This is a genomic window from Pseudomonas sp. P4_C8, assembly GCF_056401975.1.
In genome coordinates this window covers 31,712-48,034 of record NZ_JBFUIH010000031.1, presented here as the reverse complement: position 1 = coordinate 48,034, position 16,323 = coordinate 31,712, and the positions used below count along the sequence as shown (strand labels likewise).

18 protein-coding genes and 1 tRNA gene are annotated in these 16,323 nt (G+C 55.7%); 7 read left to right on the top strand and 12 right to left on the bottom strand.

What is annotated here, in order from left to right; all coding sequences use genetic code 11:
- Nucleotides 1-27 precede the first annotated feature (27 nt).
- The 5 genes from AC1DWM_RS19750 to AC1DWM_RS19730 all read right to left on the bottom strand — a co-directional run bounded on the left by AC1DWM_RS19750 (nt 28) and on the right by AC1DWM_RS19730 (nt 5,227).
- On the bottom strand, nt 28-1,047 hold the full coding sequence (locus AC1DWM_RS19750; protein ID WP_223511527.1) for a LacI family DNA-binding transcriptional regulator: 1,020 nt from the start codon (nt 1,045-1,047) through the stop codon (nt 28-30).
- Nucleotides 1,048-1,050: 3 nt separating this feature from the next.
- Complete coding sequence (locus tag AC1DWM_RS19745) at nt 1,051-2,028, bottom strand: ABC transporter permease (RefSeq protein ID WP_223511526.1); 978 nt, start codon at nt 2,026-2,028, stop codon at nt 1,051-1,053.
- A complete protein-coding gene (locus AC1DWM_RS19740) occupies nt 2,025-3,578 on the bottom strand; it encodes a sugar ABC transporter ATP-binding protein (protein ID WP_477795913.1) in 1,554 nt (517 codons plus the stop codon). Before AC1DWM_RS19740 ends, AC1DWM_RS19745 begins: the two co-directional genes overlap by 4 nt.
- 55 nt (nt 3,579-3,633) lie before the next feature.
- A complete protein-coding gene (locus tag AC1DWM_RS19735) occupies nt 3,634-4,590 on the bottom strand; it encodes a sugar ABC transporter substrate-binding protein (protein ID WP_223511524.1) in 957 nt (318 codons plus the stop codon).
- Nucleotides 4,591-4,780: 190 nt separating this feature from the next.
- Nucleotides 4,781-5,227 carry a hypothetical protein gene (locus AC1DWM_RS19730; RefSeq protein ID WP_223511523.1) on the bottom strand — a complete coding sequence of 149 codons (447 nt, stop codon included), beginning with the start codon at nt 5,225-5,227 and terminating at the stop codon, nt 4,781-4,783.
- A gap of 347 nt (nt 5,228-5,574) precedes the next feature.
- Here AC1DWM_RS19730 and AC1DWM_RS19725 point away from each other — a divergent pair, with 347 nt between their 5' ends.
- From AC1DWM_RS19725 to AC1DWM_RS19715, 3 genes are all read left to right on the top strand, one after another.
- Nucleotides 5,575-6,663 (top strand): asparaginase, encoded by a 1,089-nt coding sequence (locus AC1DWM_RS19725; RefSeq protein WP_223511522.1) that lies wholly within the window; start codon nt 5,575-5,577, stop codon nt 6,661-6,663.
- A gap of 169 nt (nt 6,664-6,832) precedes the next feature.
- The gene (locus AC1DWM_RS19720; protein WP_223511521.1) at nt 6,833-7,123 is read left to right on the top strand and encodes a DUF1654 domain-containing protein; all 291 of its coding nucleotides are present in this window, start codon (nt 6,833-6,835) and stop codon (nt 7,121-7,123) included.
- Between the two features lie 4 nt (nt 7,124-7,127).
- Entirely contained in the window at nt 7,128-7,817 is a 690-nt protein-coding gene (locus tag AC1DWM_RS19715; protein WP_223511519.1) for an endonuclease, read from the top strand.
- A gap of 68 nt (nt 7,818-7,885) precedes the next feature.
- Here AC1DWM_RS19715 and AC1DWM_RS19710 read toward each other — a convergent pair whose 3' ends face one another.
- Nucleotides 7,886-8,263, bottom strand: coding sequence for an SPOR domain-containing protein (locus AC1DWM_RS19710; RefSeq protein ID WP_223511517.1), 378 nt, complete (start codon nt 8,261-8,263; stop codon nt 7,886-7,888).
- A 250-nt stretch (nt 8,264-8,513) separates the two neighbouring features.
- Here AC1DWM_RS19710 and csrA point away from each other — a divergent pair, with 250 nt between their 5' ends.
- The gene (gene csrA / locus AC1DWM_RS19705; RefSeq protein WP_007938114.1) at nt 8,514-8,708 is read left to right on the top strand and encodes a carbon storage regulator CsrA; all 195 of its coding nucleotides are present in this window, start codon (nt 8,514-8,516) and stop codon (nt 8,706-8,708) included.
- A 190-nt stretch (nt 8,709-8,898) separates the two neighbouring features.
- Here csrA and AC1DWM_RS19700 read toward each other — a convergent pair whose 3' ends face one another.
- The 3 genes from AC1DWM_RS19700 to AC1DWM_RS19690 all read right to left on the bottom strand — a co-directional run bounded on the left by AC1DWM_RS19700 (nt 8,899) and on the right by AC1DWM_RS19690 (nt 10,353).
- Nucleotides 8,899-9,354 carry a DUF2214 family protein gene (locus AC1DWM_RS19700; RefSeq protein WP_477795912.1) on the bottom strand — a complete coding sequence of 152 codons (456 nt, stop codon included), beginning with the start codon at nt 9,352-9,354 and terminating at the stop codon, nt 8,899-8,901.
- Between the two features lie 498 nt (nt 9,355-9,852).
- Entirely contained in the window at nt 9,853-10,047 is a 195-nt protein-coding gene (locus tag AC1DWM_RS19695) for a hypothetical protein (RefSeq protein ID WP_223511514.1), read from the bottom strand.
- Nucleotides 10,048-10,182: 135 nt separating this feature from the next.
- Nucleotides 10,183-10,353: a hypothetical protein gene (locus AC1DWM_RS19690; RefSeq protein WP_477795911.1), complete on the bottom strand. Its 171-nt coding sequence runs from the start codon at nt 10,351-10,353 to the stop codon at nt 10,183-10,185.
- A gap of 485 nt (nt 10,354-10,838) precedes the next feature.
- On the opposite strand from AC1DWM_RS19690, the gene AC1DWM_RS19685 reads away from it, so the two are divergent.
- A complete protein-coding gene (locus AC1DWM_RS19685; protein ID WP_223511510.1) occupies nt 10,839-11,585 on the top strand; it encodes a hypothetical protein in 747 nt (248 codons plus the stop codon).
- A 582-nt stretch (nt 11,586-12,167) separates the two neighbouring features.
- Here AC1DWM_RS19685 and AC1DWM_RS19680 read toward each other — a convergent pair.
- Nucleotides 12,168-12,338: a hypothetical protein gene (locus AC1DWM_RS19680; protein WP_223511508.1), complete on the bottom strand. Its 171-nt coding sequence runs from the start codon at nt 12,336-12,338 to the stop codon at nt 12,168-12,170.
- A gap of 177 nt (nt 12,339-12,515) precedes the next feature.
- Here AC1DWM_RS19680 and AC1DWM_RS19675 point away from each other — a divergent pair, with 177 nt between their 5' ends.
- On the top strand, nt 12,516-13,097 hold the full coding sequence (locus AC1DWM_RS19675) for a hypothetical protein (RefSeq protein WP_223511507.1): 582 nt from the start codon (nt 12,516-12,518) through the stop codon (nt 13,095-13,097).
- 526 nt (nt 13,098-13,623) lie between these two features.
- Here AC1DWM_RS19675 and AC1DWM_RS19670 read toward each other — a convergent pair.
- A tRNA-Val gene (locus AC1DWM_RS19670) sits at nt 13,624-13,700 on the bottom strand.
- A gap of 183 nt (nt 13,701-13,883) precedes the next feature.
- Between AC1DWM_RS19670 and AC1DWM_RS19665 the strand changes: the two genes are divergently transcribed.
- Nucleotides 13,884-15,167, top strand: coding sequence for an NAD(P)/FAD-dependent oxidoreductase (locus tag AC1DWM_RS19665; RefSeq protein ID WP_223511469.1), 1,284 nt, complete (start codon nt 13,884-13,886; stop codon nt 15,165-15,167).
- Between the two features lie 183 nt (nt 15,168-15,350).
- Here the strand turns inward: AC1DWM_RS19665 and AC1DWM_RS19660 are convergent, their stop codons facing one another.
- Nucleotides 15,351-16,322 (bottom strand): XdhC family protein, encoded by a 972-nt coding sequence (locus tag AC1DWM_RS19660; RefSeq protein WP_477795910.1) that lies wholly within the window; start codon nt 16,320-16,322, stop codon nt 15,351-15,353.
- Between the last annotated feature and the right edge of the window lies 1 nt (nt 16,323).

Sequence of the window (16,323 nt, the reverse complement as noted above, 5' to 3'; positions counted from 1 at the left end):
GCGCTTTGGGTATTGCGGCTTTCTGTTTCAACGGAACTGGGCGAATACGCCGGCGAGCGGCGCGGTCGACTCCCGAAGGACAATACTGGGCGTCACGATTCGCTGCTCGGTGACCATGTCCGGTGTGGCGATCCTGCGCAAAAGCACTTCAGCCGCCATCTCTCCGAGCTGCAGGATCGATTGCCCCACCGTGGTCAGCGCCGGGTAGACATAACGGCTCATCTGGATATCGTCGAAGCCGATCACCGACAGCTCGGACGGTACGCGAACATTGCGTTCTGCAGCCGCTCGCAGCACACCGATGCCGATCATGTCGTTACCCGCGAAGATCGCGCTGGGCGGATTCTTCTCCAGCAAAATCGCTGCCGCGTTGTATCCGCCGGTGCTGGTGAAGTCGCTTTCCAGCATGCGTTCGCGATTCACTTCGACGCTCGCCTCTTGCAAGGCACGGCAATAACCGGCCAGACGCATTTGCGCCACGCTCGTACCCGCCGGACCACCGATGGTGGCGATGTCCCGATGCCCCAGCTCCAGCAGATGTCGAGTGGCCAGATACGCACCGTATTCGTGATCGATGCGCACCAGATCGACATCAACGCCCTCCAGCCCGCGGTCGACGATGACCATCGGCGTGCGCACACCGGCAAGACCTTCCGCCAGCCCCGCATCGCCGCCGGCCGAAGCGACAATCAAACCGTCGATACGTTTTTCGAGCAACACGCGAAGGTAGCTGCGTTGCTTGTCCGGGTTGTCGTCGGAGTTACAGAGGATGACGCAATAACCCTTACGCTCGCAGTAATCCTCAATGCCTCGCGCCAACTCGGCGAAGTACGGGTTGAGGCTGTTTGGCACCAATAAACCGATGGTCGCGGTGGTTTTGGCCTTCAACGAACGGGCTACGGCGCTCGGCACGTAGTCCAGGGTTTTGATCGCCGCCTCGACTTTGATCCGCACCTCTTCACTGACCGGTCGGGTCCTGTTCACCACATGGGACACCGTGGTGTAGGAAATTCCAGCCAGTGCAGCTACATCCTTGATCGTTGCCATGATTCAGGTCCGCCGGCTTGCGCGCTGACTGCGATAAGTATCAAGCACCACCGCCACCACGATCACCGCGCCAGTGATGATGCGTTTGGTGGGCTCGGTCGCGCCGATCTGCGCCAGACCGGCCGCCAAAACGGAAATGATCAGGACCCCGAAGAACGTGCTGATCACCGAACCACGGCCCCCCATCAAACTGGTGCCGCCGATGACCACGGCTGCGATCACCTGTAACTCCAGCCCGGAGCCGGCATTCGGGTCTGCCGCCTCCAGTCGCGAAATCTGAAACAGCGCGGCAATGCCGGCCAGCAGCCCCATCAGGCTGAACACCAGAATCTTGTAAGGTTTTGGATTGATACCCGCCAGACGCACCGCTTCTTCATTGGTGCCGATGCCGATCAGGTAGCGACCGAACACCGTTCGGGTCAGCACGGCCTGGGCGATGAAAATAATCAGCAAGGCGATGATGAACGACGGCGAGATGCCGAAGGCAATCGGATTGGACAGCCAGGCGAAAGCGTCACCGATGTAGGCCGTACGTGATCCGGTCATCTGATACGCCACGCCCCGTGCCATTTCCAGCACACCCAGGGACACGATGAACGAAGGAATCCGCCAGGCCACGGTGATCGAACCGGTGATGGTCCCAGCCAGAGCTGCCGCCGCCATGCCGAGCAGCGCTGCCGGCAGCACGTTCCAGCCCCAGCCGAGAATGGCCACGCTGACCGTTGATGCCGCCAGTGCCAACACCGAACCGACCGACAGGTCGATGCCGCCGATGATCAACACGAAGGTCATGCCGACCGCCAGTACCATCAAATCGGGAATCTGGTTGGCCAGGGTGCTGAACGTGTCATAAGACAGAAAGTGGCTGCTCAATACCGAGAACAGCGCAATCATCGCCAGCAACGCACCCGCCAGACCCAGATAGGTGCCCAGACCGTAGAAATTGCCACTACGTTTGCCGGCAAAAGTTGCAGTTTTCATGGAAGATCCCTAGGCGCTGCTTCATTGAGCAACGCATCACGTTTTTGGTAGCCGGCAAAAGCGGCGGCAAGCAAGTCGTCCTGGTTCCAGCTGTCGCGCTCGAAGGTTTCTATCAGGCGCCCAGCCGATAGCACCCCGATCCGGTCGCAGATCAGCATCAGCTCGCGCAAGTCACTGGACACCACCACCAGTGCTTTGCCCTGGCGGGTCAGTTCTCCGAGCAACGCATAAATGTCGAATTTGGCGCCGACATCGATGCCACGGGTCGGCTCGTCAAACAACATCACCGAGCAATCGCGTTCAAGCCAGCGGCCGATCACGACCTTCTGCTGATTGCCACCCGAGAGCTCGGAAACCAACTGTGTCGGACTTGAACTGCGGATGCGCATGGCGTCGATCTGACGCTGTGCCAAAGACATCTCGTCGCTGTTATTGACGAAACCGCCACTGGAAATCACCGGCATGTTGCCCAAGGCAATGTTGGCGCTGATCGATTGGGTCAGTAACAAACCTTCGCCCTTGCGATCCTCTGTGATCAGGGCAATGCCGTGACTCACCGCGTCGGCTGGCGAACGGATACTCACCACCTGAGTCGGTGACCCCAGCGCCACCGTGCCGCTGTCGGCGGTGTCGGCACCGAAGATCAGACGCAGCAACTCGGTGCGCCCTGCCCCGATCAATCCAGAGATCCCGTAGATTTCACCGGCGCGCACTTCGAAGGACACATCGCGAACCTTGTCGGAGCGGGTCAGGCCTTTGACCGTCAACGCGGGAGCGCCGATCTTGCGCGGCCCCATGTCCATGTGTTCACCGAGCTCACGACCGACCATCAAGGTCACCAGTTGCTCGCTGTTGTAATTGGCCATCGGCTCGACGCAGACCAGGTTGCCATCGCGCAAAACTGCAATGCGCTGGGCGACCCGCGCCAATTCTTCGAGGCGGTGGGAAATGTAGATGATCGCCACGCCGCGAGCCCGCAAGCGAGTGATCTGTTCGAACAGCATCTCGACTTCGCGCGCGGTGAGCATCGCCGTCGGCTCATCGAGGATCAGCACATGGCAGTCGCCGATCAGATTGCGGGCAATCTCAACCATTTGCTGGTGGCCAATGCCGAGGTCGCCAACCAGGGTGTCCGGGTCGATCGCATCGAGGCCAACCTGGGCCATGGCCTCGATCGCCGCTTTGCGCAATTGCTTGCGACTGATCCAGCCGCCATGGCTGGGCAAATTGTCGAGGAACAGGTTCTCCGCCACCGACAGGGTCGGCAACAGATTGAGCTCTTGCATGACCATGCGGATGCCCAGGTCTTCGGCCTGGGTCCGGCTGCCGGGGCGGTAGTCCTGGCCCTGGAACTGCATCTGGCCGGTGGTTGGCGTCACCAACCCACCGATGATCTTCGACAGCGTGCTTTTTCCCGCACCATTCTCGCCGGTCAGCGCCAGCACCTCGCCGCGGATCAGCGCCAGGTCGATGCCGGTCAGCACCGGCTGGGCGTAGGTCTTACCGATACCGCTGACCGAGAGGACAACGTTCGGTGCGCAAACGGACATAAAACTCTCCATGTGCTCTCCCGAGCGGGCGAGCACTATTGTGTCGCCAGAAGGCTTACTTGGTGACCAGTTCAACCGGCGTTTCGATCACGCCGTTGGTGCCGCTGTCGACCTTCTCGCCCTTGATGATTTTCAGCGCAGTCTCGATACCGAACACCGCTTGCCTGGCGGCAAACTGGTCAGCAGTTGCCAGTACGCGGCCATCTTTGAGCATTGGCTTGATGGCATTGATGTTGTCGTACCCGACGACTTGCACTTTGCCGGCCTTACCCGCTGCACGCACGGCGGAAACGGCACCGACGGCCATGCTGTCGTTACCGGCCAGCAGGGCTTTGACATCCGGGTATTCGCTAAGGATCGAAGCGGCAACTTTGTTGCCTTTGTCGATCTCCCAGTCACCGGACTGCACCGAAACGACCTTGATCTGCGCCGCTTCCATCGCATCCTTGAAGCCTGCGGTACGGGCCTGAGCGTTGGTAGTGGTGGAGACGCCTTCAATGATGCCGACTTCGTCACCGGCCTTCAGCTGCTTGGCCAGGTACTCACCGACCAGACGCGCGCCTTTGCGATTATCCGGGCCTACGAACGGCACCGTCATGTTCTTGCTTTTGACGACGGCCGGATCCAGCTGGTTGTCGATGTTGATCACGGTGATACCGGCATCGATGGCTTTCTTGATCACAGGAACCATGGCCTTGGAGTCCGCTGGCGCGATGACCAGCGCATTGACCTTGGCCAGAATCATTTGCTCGACGATGCGTGTCTGGCCAGCAGTATCCGTTTCGTCTTTGATGCCGTTGGAGATCAGCTCGAATTCGCCGGAATGGTCTTTCTGATACGCCTTGGCGCCATCTTCCATGGTCAGGAAGAACTCATTGGCCAGGGATTTCATGACCAGCGCGACTTTGGGTTTTTCAGGAGATTCGGCGAAGGCCGATGTAACAGGCAGCGTGGCGGATGCGACAGCCAGCATAGCGACAGCAAGAAGACGTCCAGCGAATGGCAGCTTCATGGATTCACCCCGATCTTATGATTATTTTGAGCAACGCTTGCACTGGAGTAACGCCTGGACTCCGATCGTCGGTGTTACGAGCCACCAACAGGTCGCGCAAACGTTTGCGTAGATCGAACTATGCGAATCCGGCCGGGAATTGTCAACGACCGGTTTTGTGTCTCGGCAGGTAAAAAACCAGCCTTGTTCCTCAAGCGGCCGTGCTGACCAGGCCTCCCGTGCTGGAGTCCTTGGCCAATTCTTTCACCAGATTGCCCATCACTTGTGACAGCGCACCGCTGGTGTCGGCGATTTGCCCCTGAATAGACATCACCGCTGAAGCCTTGGCTTCCGGGGTCGGATAAGTCGTTGCCTGAGCAGCCGCCAGTTGTTGCTGTTGCTCGCGCAGTTGTTGTTGCAGTTCCTGCATTCGCTTGAGCAGCGTTTGCACCGCAATACTTTGGGTGCTGCCGCTCTCGGATTTGGCCTCCTCCTGAGCGCCGCCACCGGTTCGAACCTGGTTTTCACCCCCCTCGCCCTTACCCAAAACCTGTGTGGCGGCATCTGCCGTCGCTTCGTTCAGGGCATTGATCGTCGACGGGGCCTGGCCACCGATGGTGATCGCACCCGCATTGGGAAAACCGATAGAGAAGGACATGGGAACTCCTGTAAGAAAAATAACCTTTGAGGGGCATCGACCTATGCCCGGGATTCTTTAGCACTGAATCTTGATTTCGCAAGGCGACCTTCTCGACATTAGTCGTAGGAGTTTTCGGAGAGCCGAACGTAAACGATCAACTTATTCGGAAACCCGGACATCGCCATTTTCAACGCTGACGAATTTTATAAAATTAACCTTATAAATCAGATAGTTAAAAGTTTTTCTCATTCAACGCATTACTGGTACAGATCCTGCTCTTCACATACACCCACGGTGTTCAGAGCTGCCGCGGGCGTATCTAGATGAACTTGCATCAGCACCGTCTGACTACTAGAGAGAAAATAATGAAATCTGCTTTCAACACTTTTATTCCGGGCGCTTTGGCCCTCCTGCTACTGCTGCCTACTGCCCTTCAGGCTAAAGAAGTCGAAACCCAACAGAAACTGGCGAACGTGGTCATTCTGGCCACTGGCGGCACCATCGCCGGCGCCGGCGCGAGCGCTGCGAACAGCGCGACGTATCAAGCGGCAAAAGTGGGTATCGAGCAATTGATTGCCGGCGTTCCGGAACTCAGCCAACTGGCTAACGTTCGTGGCGAACAGGTCATGCAGATCGCCTCGGAAAGCATCACCAATGACAACCTGCTGCAACTGGGCCGTCGCGTGGCCGAACTGGCCGACAGCAAAGATGTCGATGGCATCGTGATCACCCACGGCACCGACACCCTGGAAGAAACCGCCTACTTCCTGAACCTGGTGGAAAAGACCGATAAGCCGATTATCGTCGTCGGCTCCATGCGCCCAGGCACCGCGATGTCGGCGGACGGCATGCTCAACCTGTACAACGCCGTTGCCGTCGCCAGCAGCAAAGAAGCGCGCGGCAAAGGCGTCCTGGTGACCATGAACGATGAGATACAGTCCGGTCGCGACGTCAGCAAGATGATCAACATCAAGACTGAGGCGTTTAAAAGTGCCTGGGGTCCATTGGGCATGGTGGTCGAAGGTAAATCCTACTGGTTCCGTCTGCCGGCCAAGCGCCACACCATGGACTCGGAATTCGACATCAAAACCATCAAGAGCCTGCCTGACGTAGAAATCGCGTATTCCTATGGCAACGTCAGCGACACGGCGTACAAGGCGCTGGCCCAGTCCGGTGCCAAGGCGATCATCCACGCCGGCACCGGCAATGGTTCGGTTTCCTCGCGCGTCGTTCCCTCCTTGCAAGCCTTGCGCAAGGACGGCGTGCAAATCATTCGCTCCTCCCACGTCAACGCCGGCGGCTTCGTACTGCGTAATGCCGAACAGCCTGACGATAAATACGACTGGGTTGTCGCGCACGACTTGAACCCGCAAAAAGCCCGCATCCTGGCCATGGTTGCACTGACCAAGACCAACGACAGCAAAGAGCTGCAACGGATGTTCTGGGAGTACTGATTCACCCTCGTCCGACCGGTTCTGGTCGGGCACTTTCTTAACCACTCGTCAGCGTTGACGAGTGGTTCACGCCCCTCGCAAAACTCCGATAAAAGTTTTCCCCTCTTCCTACACCAAACGGGAAAAACTGCTGTCAGAGGATTTTCTTGAATTTTAAGCAGTTGCGAAAATGCTTACAGTTAAATACTGTATGCACGTACAGCTTAATAAGGATAATCCTGTGGACACCACTTCCGCCTCCCCTGACACCTATGCACGCATGGGTCTGCGCGTTCAGAAAATCATCAATTCCCCCACCGCTCAAAAAGCCAAAGCCGCACTGATCTTCCGACTTCCGGACGAACCGGTGGATGAGTGGGAACAATTGCTCGAAGAAATCGACGAGAACGACAACGTCACCCTCGCCTATCGCGACGATGGCGGTGTGCAGATTTTCTGGGTTGTGCCGAAGGAAGATTGAGTCAATGAGTGTCCGCTGGTTTGCTTTGCTGTTTCTGCTCGTCACTCTCGGGGCCCAGGCTGGCGCCCCACGCACCTTCAGCGAAGCCAAAAAAGTCGCCTGGAAGCTATACGCGCCGCAATCCACCGAGTTCTATTGTGGCTGCAAATACACCGGCAACAAGGTGAACCTGGCGGCCTGTGGTTATGTGCCGCGCAAAAACGCCAAACGCGCGTCTCGCATCGAATGGGAACACATTGTCCCGGCGTGGCAGATCGGCCATCAGCGCCAGTGCTGGCAGGCAGGTGGACGCAAGAACTGCACCCGTTACGATCCGGTTTACCAGAAGGCTGAAGCCGATTTGCACAACCTGGTGCCGAGCATTGGCGAGGTAAATGGCGATCGCAATAACTTCAGTTTTGGTTGGTTGCCGGTGCAGACCGGTCAATATGGCTCGTGCCTGACTCAGGTCGACTTCAAGGCGAAGAAGGTCATGCCCCGCCCCTCCATTCGCGGCATGATCGCCCGGACTTATTTTTACATGAGCAAGCAGTACGGTTTGAGCTTGTCGAAACAGGATCGCCAACTATACGAGGCCTGGAACAAAACCTATCCGGTTGAACCCTGGGAGCGTCAGCGCAACCAAAGCGTGGCGTGCGTCATGGGTCGCGGTAACGATTTTGTCGGGCCGGTGAATATGAAAGCCTGCGGCTGATCGCCCGCTGAAAAGTAAAAAGGCCTCGGTGTAGTACCCGAGGCCTTTTGCGTTTCTAGCCGACTGCGTTACTGGGCCGCAGGACGCTCAAGCACCAGCAATTCGACATTCTGCTTCTTGGCCCGTGCAAGCGCCGCGGCCACCTCTGCCTGCTTGGCCTCGGTCTCGGCTTTCGAATTGAATGGCCCCATCAAAATGCGCGCCTTGCCGTTTTCCATGACGACGTTGGAAACGAAGCTATGCTCGATCAACCAGCCACTCAGATCGCTGACAGCCTGGGTTGTTTCGCCTCGCACTTCGAGATCCCATTGCGGCCCGCTAGCCGCAGCCGGTTCAGACGCAGGTGCGGAAACGACTGCAGGTTTAGACTTTTGAGCGTCAACATCCTTGCCCTCACCGCACCCTGCTAACGCCAATAGAACGATTACCAAGACCATTTTGCGCACAACGGTTCCCTCTGAATGCTGAAAGCGGTGATTTTAACATTCATGAATACTTCCCGAGTGCCGCAAAATGGGCACAAAACAACGAGAATGATGGTGGCGGCCTCTGTATAGTTACACCTTGGGAATTAATGCAGCATCTGCGCGTCAGAAAGAGGCACCCAAACCGTGAGACTTCGCACTAATCTATACGTACCACCGACCTCTGCACTGTTCAAATCAGGTGCCCTACAAAGCAATCAAGGAGAAGACCATGCTGATACTCACCCGCAAAGTCGGTGAAAGCATAAACATCGGTGACGATATTACGATCACTATCCTGGGCGTGAGCGGCCAGCAAGTCAGGATTGGCATCAACGCCCCGAAAGACGTTGCAGTGCATCGTGAAGAAATCTATCAGCGCATTCAGGCTGGCCTCACCGCGCCGGACAAGCCGCAAACTCCCTGAATCCCGTTGCAGTCAGTAGCCAGCCCGTTCGCCCAGAACATCGGCTGGCTAAAGATTCGAGCGCCGTATTGCCCGCCGTTTACTCATTACCCTCTCTCGCCAAAACATGCAGCTGATAGTACCGGCATGCCCCAGGCCATAGCTGTCAGACATTTCTGATTTACCCCGAGGAAGGATATACCGCAACCGGCTAACCAAAGGTCACCCCACGTGCCATGCCGGTCGCCGCTATGACCATCAGCAACACCAGCAATGCCTCGACATGACTGAAGCGGGCAAACAGTTTTACGTGCCTGGTATCAATTGCCGAGCCACGGCCAAGCGCAATTCGCCACTTGATCAGCGCTACCATTGGAGCGACCTCAAGCAGCAGAATCAGTATGAAGAGCGTCATCTTGATATGGAACAGTGGCCGGTGAAGGTAGTAATCGGTACCTTTTTCGTACCCACCAAAGGCCCGCAGCCCACCGGTGACCAAGAGGATGGCTGCGCTGATCCCCCACAGATTATCGGCCACCAGCACGCGACGAGCCTCCCCCGTCCCGGCCGCCAGTCGGCTGAATGCCGTGCCTCGGGTCAAAACCGCCCAGAAGCCCAACGCAAAAGCCAGCAAGTGAATTGCCGCAAGACACCAATGAACCAGCATCGATAGACTCCCATCAGACCGAGTTTGAGTATGGCCAGTCAGTAATAGCCCAAAAACGCGGGATCTACCCGATTTGAGCGGGCGGCGCCTTGATAGGAGTCGAGTAAATGGATCGGCAACAAGCGCTCGCGCATGTATGACTACCGGCGATGGACGGCACTGGCGCTCGAAGGACTCAGGACAAATTTCAGGCAAAAAAAATCCCAAGCAGCTGATGGAAGCTTGGGACTTAAAAATGCATAAACCGTGGTGGTGAACGCGGGGCGATAATATCCCAACAGATCACTTGTAACAATATATTTTCTCTCACTATTTGGTTAATAAAAATCGTAACTCTTTAAATATCCACACTATTTTTATGGTTCTTTGGAAATTTATAGCTGCGCCAAGCCATCGCACGCCAAATCAGCAGACCTGATTGCCTGATTCAGAACACCCACATTGCCCGTCATTGAGGTCGCCAGATGTGACGAGCCCAGCGCGACGGCTGGGCTCCGGTTATTTTCTGTTTTCCATCATCTTGTCGGCGAGGGCCTTGGCTCTTTCAATCAACAGGTTCTGCCTGTCTTCGTGAGTAGCCCCTCCTACGACCGGTGCCGTCAGATTGCTTTCCGCAATCAACGCAGCACAGAAATATTGATCCCAAACAGCCCTGCTTTCAGATGCCTGCTTGTTCATTTGATCGGCGATCATATGCGGCTCCTTTTGGTGAGGTAACACCGCTATCTTACGCCCGAATTGTGAACTACCCGTGCTACTGAAGCCATTTTGAAAAGTAAGAGCGGCAGGGTGTAGCGAGATCGACCAAAGGGAAACACATCAGGGAGATCAGAGCGGGTTAGTCGTCCCTATCGTCACGATCACGATCGCGATTTCGCTCATACCCCTGATCATTGTTGCGACGATCATATCTGCGGTAATGCCCTCGATCATCGTCATAACCTCGGTCATACCCTCGACCATGATCATAACCCCGATCACGCCCGTACCTTTCTCCATCGTCCCAGTGAGGCCCGCAGCCGCCCAACAGGAGAGAGCCTGAAATAGCCATGAACATTATTACTGCACGCTTCATTTGAACGTCCTAAAGACAAAGGTCGCCGATATGACCGTGAGTCTGTTCAATGATTCACTGGTGAGATTCAGCAAAGCAGCCACAAGAGCCATCGCCTTTGCGACCCTTTAGAAACCAATAAACATTGGTCGAAACGGTTGCATTTTGGGGAAGCATTTCCCGCAGAAAATCCCACCTCCGGCTCTCTGCCGACCAAACACAATTCACCTTACGCAGTAGTGAACCACTAAAGCATCGCTGGAAATCTCGCCACCAGGTTCGCCAGACATTAAGAGATGGAGGCGAAAATAGAAGTCCCGAAGCGAAAAATACACCACCCCCTCCCAATAACTGGTTCAACACTAGAAAACGGCTATCGTTGTATGTATCGGCCCACTCTGGACCAATAGTGTTCTGATGGAGAGTTTCTATGAACAGAAGGAATTTTACTGCAGCGGTCACCACCCTTCTTGCGGGAATCGCACCAACAACTTCTAGCGCTGCTACTCTTACAGATCCGATTTTTGCATTTGGCTTACTGGGAAGCTACAGCGTACTCGAATTCTCCGGACACAGAAGCTCCAACACCGAGCACATGCCGGAAGGAGGACTATTTCTCAACTACGGTAACAAAATGACGGCCCAGGCCGGCTTTGTTTGTCATGCAGAAATCAGTGGGCAATACTCTGAAAAACAAGATCAAAAAGTAAAGGACGGCCAAGCTGACTTGGATCTTGGCTGGAGGATTGCTTTGAATTCACGCAATTTTATAGATTTTTTGCTGGGCGGTGGATACAAATGGAATCGATTTGAACCTGACTCTAACAAATACAACATTGATCTCACCAACCGCACTTCTTTCGCTAAAGCAACTGCAGGCTACAATCATCAATTCAGCACTACAATCGTGCGTATTGAAGCGGGAATTCGAAAGGGAATAAATGGTGATGCGCAACTAAAACTCCATGGGGTCAGTAGCGAGACTCTGGATCTAAAAAACAGCACCAATCCTTTTATTGAGCTGAGTTTCCTGTTTAATCCGCACGAATCGATTCCGGTTGTAGCATCACTATACTTCAACCGGTTCAATTATGACCTGGATGGGCAATTTGCAGCGACCGCCTTCGACAAACAAACCAGGGATGAGTATGGCGTAAAATTAGGTATCGCCTTTTAACGCTTGGAAATCACCTGAAAAACAGACAGTTCAAGTCCCCTCGTCCGGCGTCCTGCCGACCGAACACCACTCCATCCAAATCATTTTTTCGACTAATACGCTTTCTTCGTCCACGGAGAATTAGTGCGTGCCAAATTCATACCTGCCCCCCTCCTTGCTGCTCCAGATGATCGAAAACGAACTCGCGCTCTTCAAGATGACGCTCGCGGTGCTCATGGCGCCTGAGTGAATCAGTTTTAACGGCCACCATTAGCGGGAGGCCCTAGCCTCTTCTAAGGGAAAAAACCCGTCATATAGGGCGCGCCCCTACAGACAGCAGTTTGCCTAGCTGGCTTAAATCACTCACCAGCAAGGACGCATCTCAACCCCACACTCGCACCACTAAAGGCAGCCGAGTACGATGCGTTATCTAATCTTTATCCTCATAGCCATGATCGTTGTCACCCTTGGGGTAGCGCTGTATGGCTGGTATAGCCACCTGCGAGATGACGAAGACTACACATATTCGCCCGAAAATCCTGTCAATTTAACTCCTGCACGTACGACTGGCATGCCACCAGCAGCCGGGCCGCGACAGCGAGATCACGCCGGCGCCGCCGAGTCCTTCGCCGACAACTTCAGCCGATCCGGATGGCCATTGACCCCACCGTTGATTCGCCGAGCGATGAATTTGTCGGCATCGGCCGAGGTGTTCAGCCCCTTGGCGGCCCAGAACCAGGCGGCCGACAGGCAGGCATACTGCAGCGGCTCCAAAAGCTCCGGCTGAGCAGGTTGTCGGTGAGTGTCTGCGTTCACCGCTGGTGTCGCTGTACCTGATCCACTACACCCTCCTACCTGTAACAATCCCTCCCCCATCCGTGCCAATGCCAGGGTGCCACTTTTCCACTGCTATGCTGATAACACCTGTTTCCTACACTAGAGACGAGCAGCATGGCAGCAGAAGGCAAGCGATCCCCGATCACTTTCAAGGCTATGGCCTACTCGGCCGGAGGCTTCCTTGTCGTTTGGGCTGTCACAAAGCTGCTCGACACTTACTTCGACCTGACATTGCTGGCAGATACCAAGAGCTGGCTGCTACGTGTTTGGGATTGGCTTTTGCTGGAAACGCCGATGCCGAATTGGTCGCTACTGATGATTATCGCGGCTTTAATCAGCACTCTGTCTGTAGCGATTTACTACACCCGCACCACTGACGGAGCTTACGGCGAGTTACATGAGATAGAGCGAAAAGTTTACAAAAAAAACAACCCTCAGTTTCCACAACTGACAGATAACCAAACGCTACTGATGGAAGCTTTAGCCTATCATGCAAACTTCAGAAAAATTGCAAATTTAGACTCGGTTTGCAAACTTGTCTCACTCAGCACGCAGGAAGTTGAAGCCGGCCTAAAGCAACTCGAAGCTAAACGCCTTGTGAAGCGAAGTGCGACACGAGGTACGTTTGGCTCCACCACTTTTTCACTTACCTTGGCAGGCAAGGATTATGCATTAGAGCGATTTGAGCTAACGTAGTAAAGACACACGAGACGCGGCCTAGAGGCAAGAGTAACTTAATTCACCCTGTGGGCGACATGATTCACCTTTTCACAAGATCAAGTGGACCCATGTGCGTGATGTCTACGGGTGCGAACTGACTAGTGATAGCTATCGAGGGATTTGCGAGCGAAACGAAGAAAACGGGACGGCGAAGGGATTAGATTGGAGTGACAAAAGGCGGGATGCGATGAGCAGTACAATTGAGCAGTACAAATCTGAAAATAAAAAGCCCCGTAACCCATTGAATTACAGGATTTTTAGAATAATGACGAAGGGATAGGGATTCGAACCCTTACTTCCCACGCTCACCAAAACCTCTCGACAACACAACTTCCCCTGCAACAAGAAGAATCCCAGCTCAGGACAGGTCTTATAGGCATTCACATTGCCCAGTGTGAACGAACCCTATATTTTGTAAACGTTCTGCTAGAAATCCAAAGCACAAAAAAGGGCTCACCTTTCGGTGAGCCCTTCTAGACCGCCCAGCAGAGCGGATTTTGTTTGGTAGGCGCGATTGGACTCGAACCAACGACCCCCACCATGTCAAGGTGGTGCTCTAACCAACTGAGCTACGTGCCTGCTGTGAGGCGGCATTCTACGGAATTCCGGAGGGGTGTCAACACCTTTTTTCGAGCTAACCCTATGAATATGCAAAATATTTAATTTTGCGGTTACGAAGAAGATTTTCCGGTGGCTGGCGGTCGATTTTTAACTCGAGTAGGATCAATGCACTCGTAAAATATATTAAACAGAGGCTGCAGGATGGAGAACACTCCCTACCCAGAGTCCTATTACGCCGCATCGGCCAATGCGGTTCCGCCGCGGCCGGCCTTGCAGGGTGATGTAGAGACTGATGTCTGCGTGATCGGCGCCGGTTATACCGGTCTGTCCTCTGCCCTGTTTCTGCTGGAGAACGGTTTTAAGGTAACGGTTCTGGAAGCAGCCAAGGTAGGTTTTGGCGCGTCGGGCCGTAACGGTGGCCAGATCGTCAACAGCTATAGCCGCGATATCGATGTGATCGAGCGTAGCGTCGGTCCCAAGCAGGCTCAGTTGTTGGGGCAAATGGCGTTCGAGGGTGGGCGGATTATTCGTGAGCGGGTCGCCAAATATAATATCCAGTGCGACTTGAAGGACGGTGGTGTGTTCGCGGCCATCACTGCCAAGCAGATGGGCCATCTCGAATCCCAGAAACGCCTGTGGGAACGCTTCGGTCATACGCAGCTTGAGCTGATGGATCAACGCCGAATCCGTGAAGTCGTGAATTGTGATCAGTACGTCGGTGGCATGCTCGACATGAGTGGCGGGCACATTCATCCCCTCAACCTGGCGCTGGGCGAAGCGGCGGCCGTGGAGTCGCTGGGCGGCACCATTTATGAACAGTCGCCAGCAGTGCGCATCGAGCGTGGCGCAAATCCGGTGGTGCATACGCCACAGGGCAAGGTCAGGGCCAAATTCATCATCATCGCCGGCAACGCCTACTTGGGCAACCTGGTGCCGGAACTGGCGGCCAAGTCGATGCCCTGCGGGACTCAAGTCATCACCACCGCATCGTTGGGCGACGAATTGGCGAACAACCTGCTGCCGCAGGATTACTGCGTCGAGGACTGCAATTACTTACTCGACTACTACCGCCTGACGAGCGACAAGCGCCTGATCTTTGGCGGCGGTGTGGTGTATGGCGCGCGGGATCCGGCGAACATTGAGGCGATCATTCGGCCGAAGATGCTCAAGGCGTTCCCACAGCTTAAGGACGTGAAAATTGACTACGCCTGGACCGGTAATTTCCTGCTGACCCTGTCGCGCCTTCCGCAAGTCGGGCGACTGGGTGACAACATTTACTATTCCCAGGGTTGCAGTGGTCATGGCGTGACGTACACGCATTTGGCGGGCAAAGTATTGGCCGAGGCGCTGCGAGGTCAGGCCGAGCGTTTCGACGCGTTTGCCGACCTGCCCCACTACCCGTTCCCCGGCGGACAATTGTTACGCACACCGTTCGCGGCGTTGGGTGCCTGGTATTACGGGCTACGGGACAAGTTCGGATACTGATAAAAAAGGGGCCGCTGAATGCGGCCCCTTTTTTGTATCAGCTTGGGAAGTCAGCCCCCCCCAGTGGGAGCGAGCCTGCTCCGAGCGGCGCTCCGACGATAGCGGCAGGTCAGCCAACGCAGGTATCAATTGGATGACCTCATCGCGGGCAAGCCCGGCTCCTACAGGGTTCAGCGCATGGTTTCAAAGTCGATCCCGCGCGATGCCGCTACGTATTCGCAGAATGTCGGCGAGTACGGCGAGGGCGATTTCAGAAGGCGTCTTGCTGCCCAGGTTCAAACCGATGGGCGCATGAATCCGCGCCAGCTCCGCCTCCCCCAAACCACCAATCCTGCGCAACCGCTCGAAGCGCTTTTGCGACGTCTGCAGGGAGCCCATCACGCCGATATAAAACGCCTCAGTGCGCACTGCTTCCATCATCGCCAGGTCATCAATGCGCGGATCGTGAGTCAACGCCACCACCGCTGTATCGCTGTGGCAGCCACCGTCAGCAATGAACACTGAGGGCAGCTGACGACGAATCTCGACGTTTTCCAGCACCACGCCTTCCAGCACCTCGTCACGCGGGTCACACAGAATCACTTCGAAACCCAGCCCGACGGCAAACTCTGCACACGCCTGAGCAACCGAGGAATACCCCGCCAGCAACAAGCGCTGGGCCGCGCCGATCCGCACGCGCACCCGATCGATCTCTCGCTCGATTCGCACACCCTGTTCGCGATCATCGAACAGGCTACGCGCACCGCTGGATAGATCGACCTCGCGGATCAGCCGACGCTGGCCCAACAGCGCCGACTCCAGTTCCCGCAAATGCGCCTGAACCTCACAAACCGGTTCAAGCTTCTCCACCAGCACATCAAGAACACCACCACAGGGCAGACTCACCCGGGAGCGCGGATCGTCGCCCTCGCCATAACGAACAACGCTGACCGCTTCGAGAAACGCCCCCTCGGCGACTCGTTCGAGAAAATCCTCCTCGACACAGCCGCCCGAGAGCGATCCGATCCATTGCCCCCCGGCGTTCACCGCCAACAGCGATCCCGGCGCACGAGGCGCCGAGCCGTAGGTGGCGAGCACCGTGCAGAACCAGAGGCGCTGGCCGGCCATCGACCACTCCAGCGCCCGGCGCACCACTTGCAGATCGAGATGCTGCATG

What these genes read in the sequence shown, in the direction of transcription:
- AC1DWM_RS19665 (WP_223511469.1), top strand. Translation starts at nt 13,884, where the DNA reads ATGGAGAACACTCCCTACCCAGAGTCCTATTACGCCGCATCGGCCAAT.
- csrA (WP_007938114.1), top strand. Translation starts at nt 8,514, where the DNA reads ATGCTGATACTCACCCGCAAAGTCGGTGAAAGCATAAACATCGGTGAC.
- AC1DWM_RS19685 (WP_223511510.1), top strand. Translation starts at nt 10,839, where the DNA reads ATGAACAGAAGGAATTTTACTGCAGCGGTCACCACCCTTCTTGCGGGA.
- AC1DWM_RS19720 (WP_223511521.1), top strand. Translation starts at nt 6,833, where the DNA reads ATGCTTACAGTTAAATACTGTATGCACGTACAGCTTAATAAGGATAAT.
- AC1DWM_RS19715 (WP_223511519.1), top strand. Translation starts at nt 7,128, where the DNA reads ATGAGTGTCCGCTGGTTTGCTTTGCTGTTTCTGCTCGTCACTCTCGGG.
- AC1DWM_RS19740 (WP_477795913.1), bottom strand. Translation starts at nt 3,578, where the DNA reads ATGTCCGTTTGCGCACCGAACGTTGTCCTCTCGGTCAGCGGTATCGGT.
- AC1DWM_RS19745 (WP_223511526.1), bottom strand. Translation starts at nt 2,028, where the DNA reads ATGAAAACTGCAACTTTTGCCGGCAAACGTAGTGGCAATTTCTACGGT.
- AC1DWM_RS19660 (WP_477795910.1), bottom strand. Translation starts at nt 16,322, where the DNA reads ATGCAGCATCTCGATCTGCAAGTGGTGCGCCGGGCGCTGGAGTGGTCG.
- AC1DWM_RS19725 (WP_223511522.1), top strand. Translation starts at nt 5,575, where the DNA reads ATGAAATCTGCTTTCAACACTTTTATTCCGGGCGCTTTGGCCCTCCTG.
- AC1DWM_RS19690 (WP_477795911.1), bottom strand. Translation starts at nt 10,353, where the DNA reads ATGGAGAAAGGTACGGGCGTGATCGGGGTTATGATCATGGTCGAGGGT.
- AC1DWM_RS19700 (WP_477795912.1), bottom strand. Translation starts at nt 9,354, where the DNA reads ATGCTGGTTCATTGGTGTCTTGCGGCAATTCACTTGCTGGCTTTTGCG.
- AC1DWM_RS19675 (WP_223511507.1), top strand. Translation starts at nt 12,516, where the DNA reads ATGGCAGCAGAAGGCAAGCGATCCCCGATCACTTTCAAGGCTATGGCC.
- AC1DWM_RS19735 (WP_223511524.1), bottom strand. Translation starts at nt 4,590, where the DNA reads ATGAAGCTGCCATTCGCTGGACGTCTTCTTGCTGTCGCTATGCTGGCT.
- AC1DWM_RS19730 (WP_223511523.1), bottom strand. Translation starts at nt 5,227, where the DNA reads ATGTCCTTCTCTATCGGTTTTCCCAATGCGGGTGCGATCACCATCGGT.
- AC1DWM_RS19695 (WP_223511514.1), bottom strand. Translation starts at nt 10,047, where the DNA reads ATGATCGCCGATCAAATGAACAAGCAGGCATCTGAAAGCAGGGCTGTT.
- AC1DWM_RS19750 (WP_223511527.1), bottom strand. Translation starts at nt 1,047, where the DNA reads ATGGCAACGATCAAGGATGTAGCTGCACTGGCTGGAATTTCCTACACC.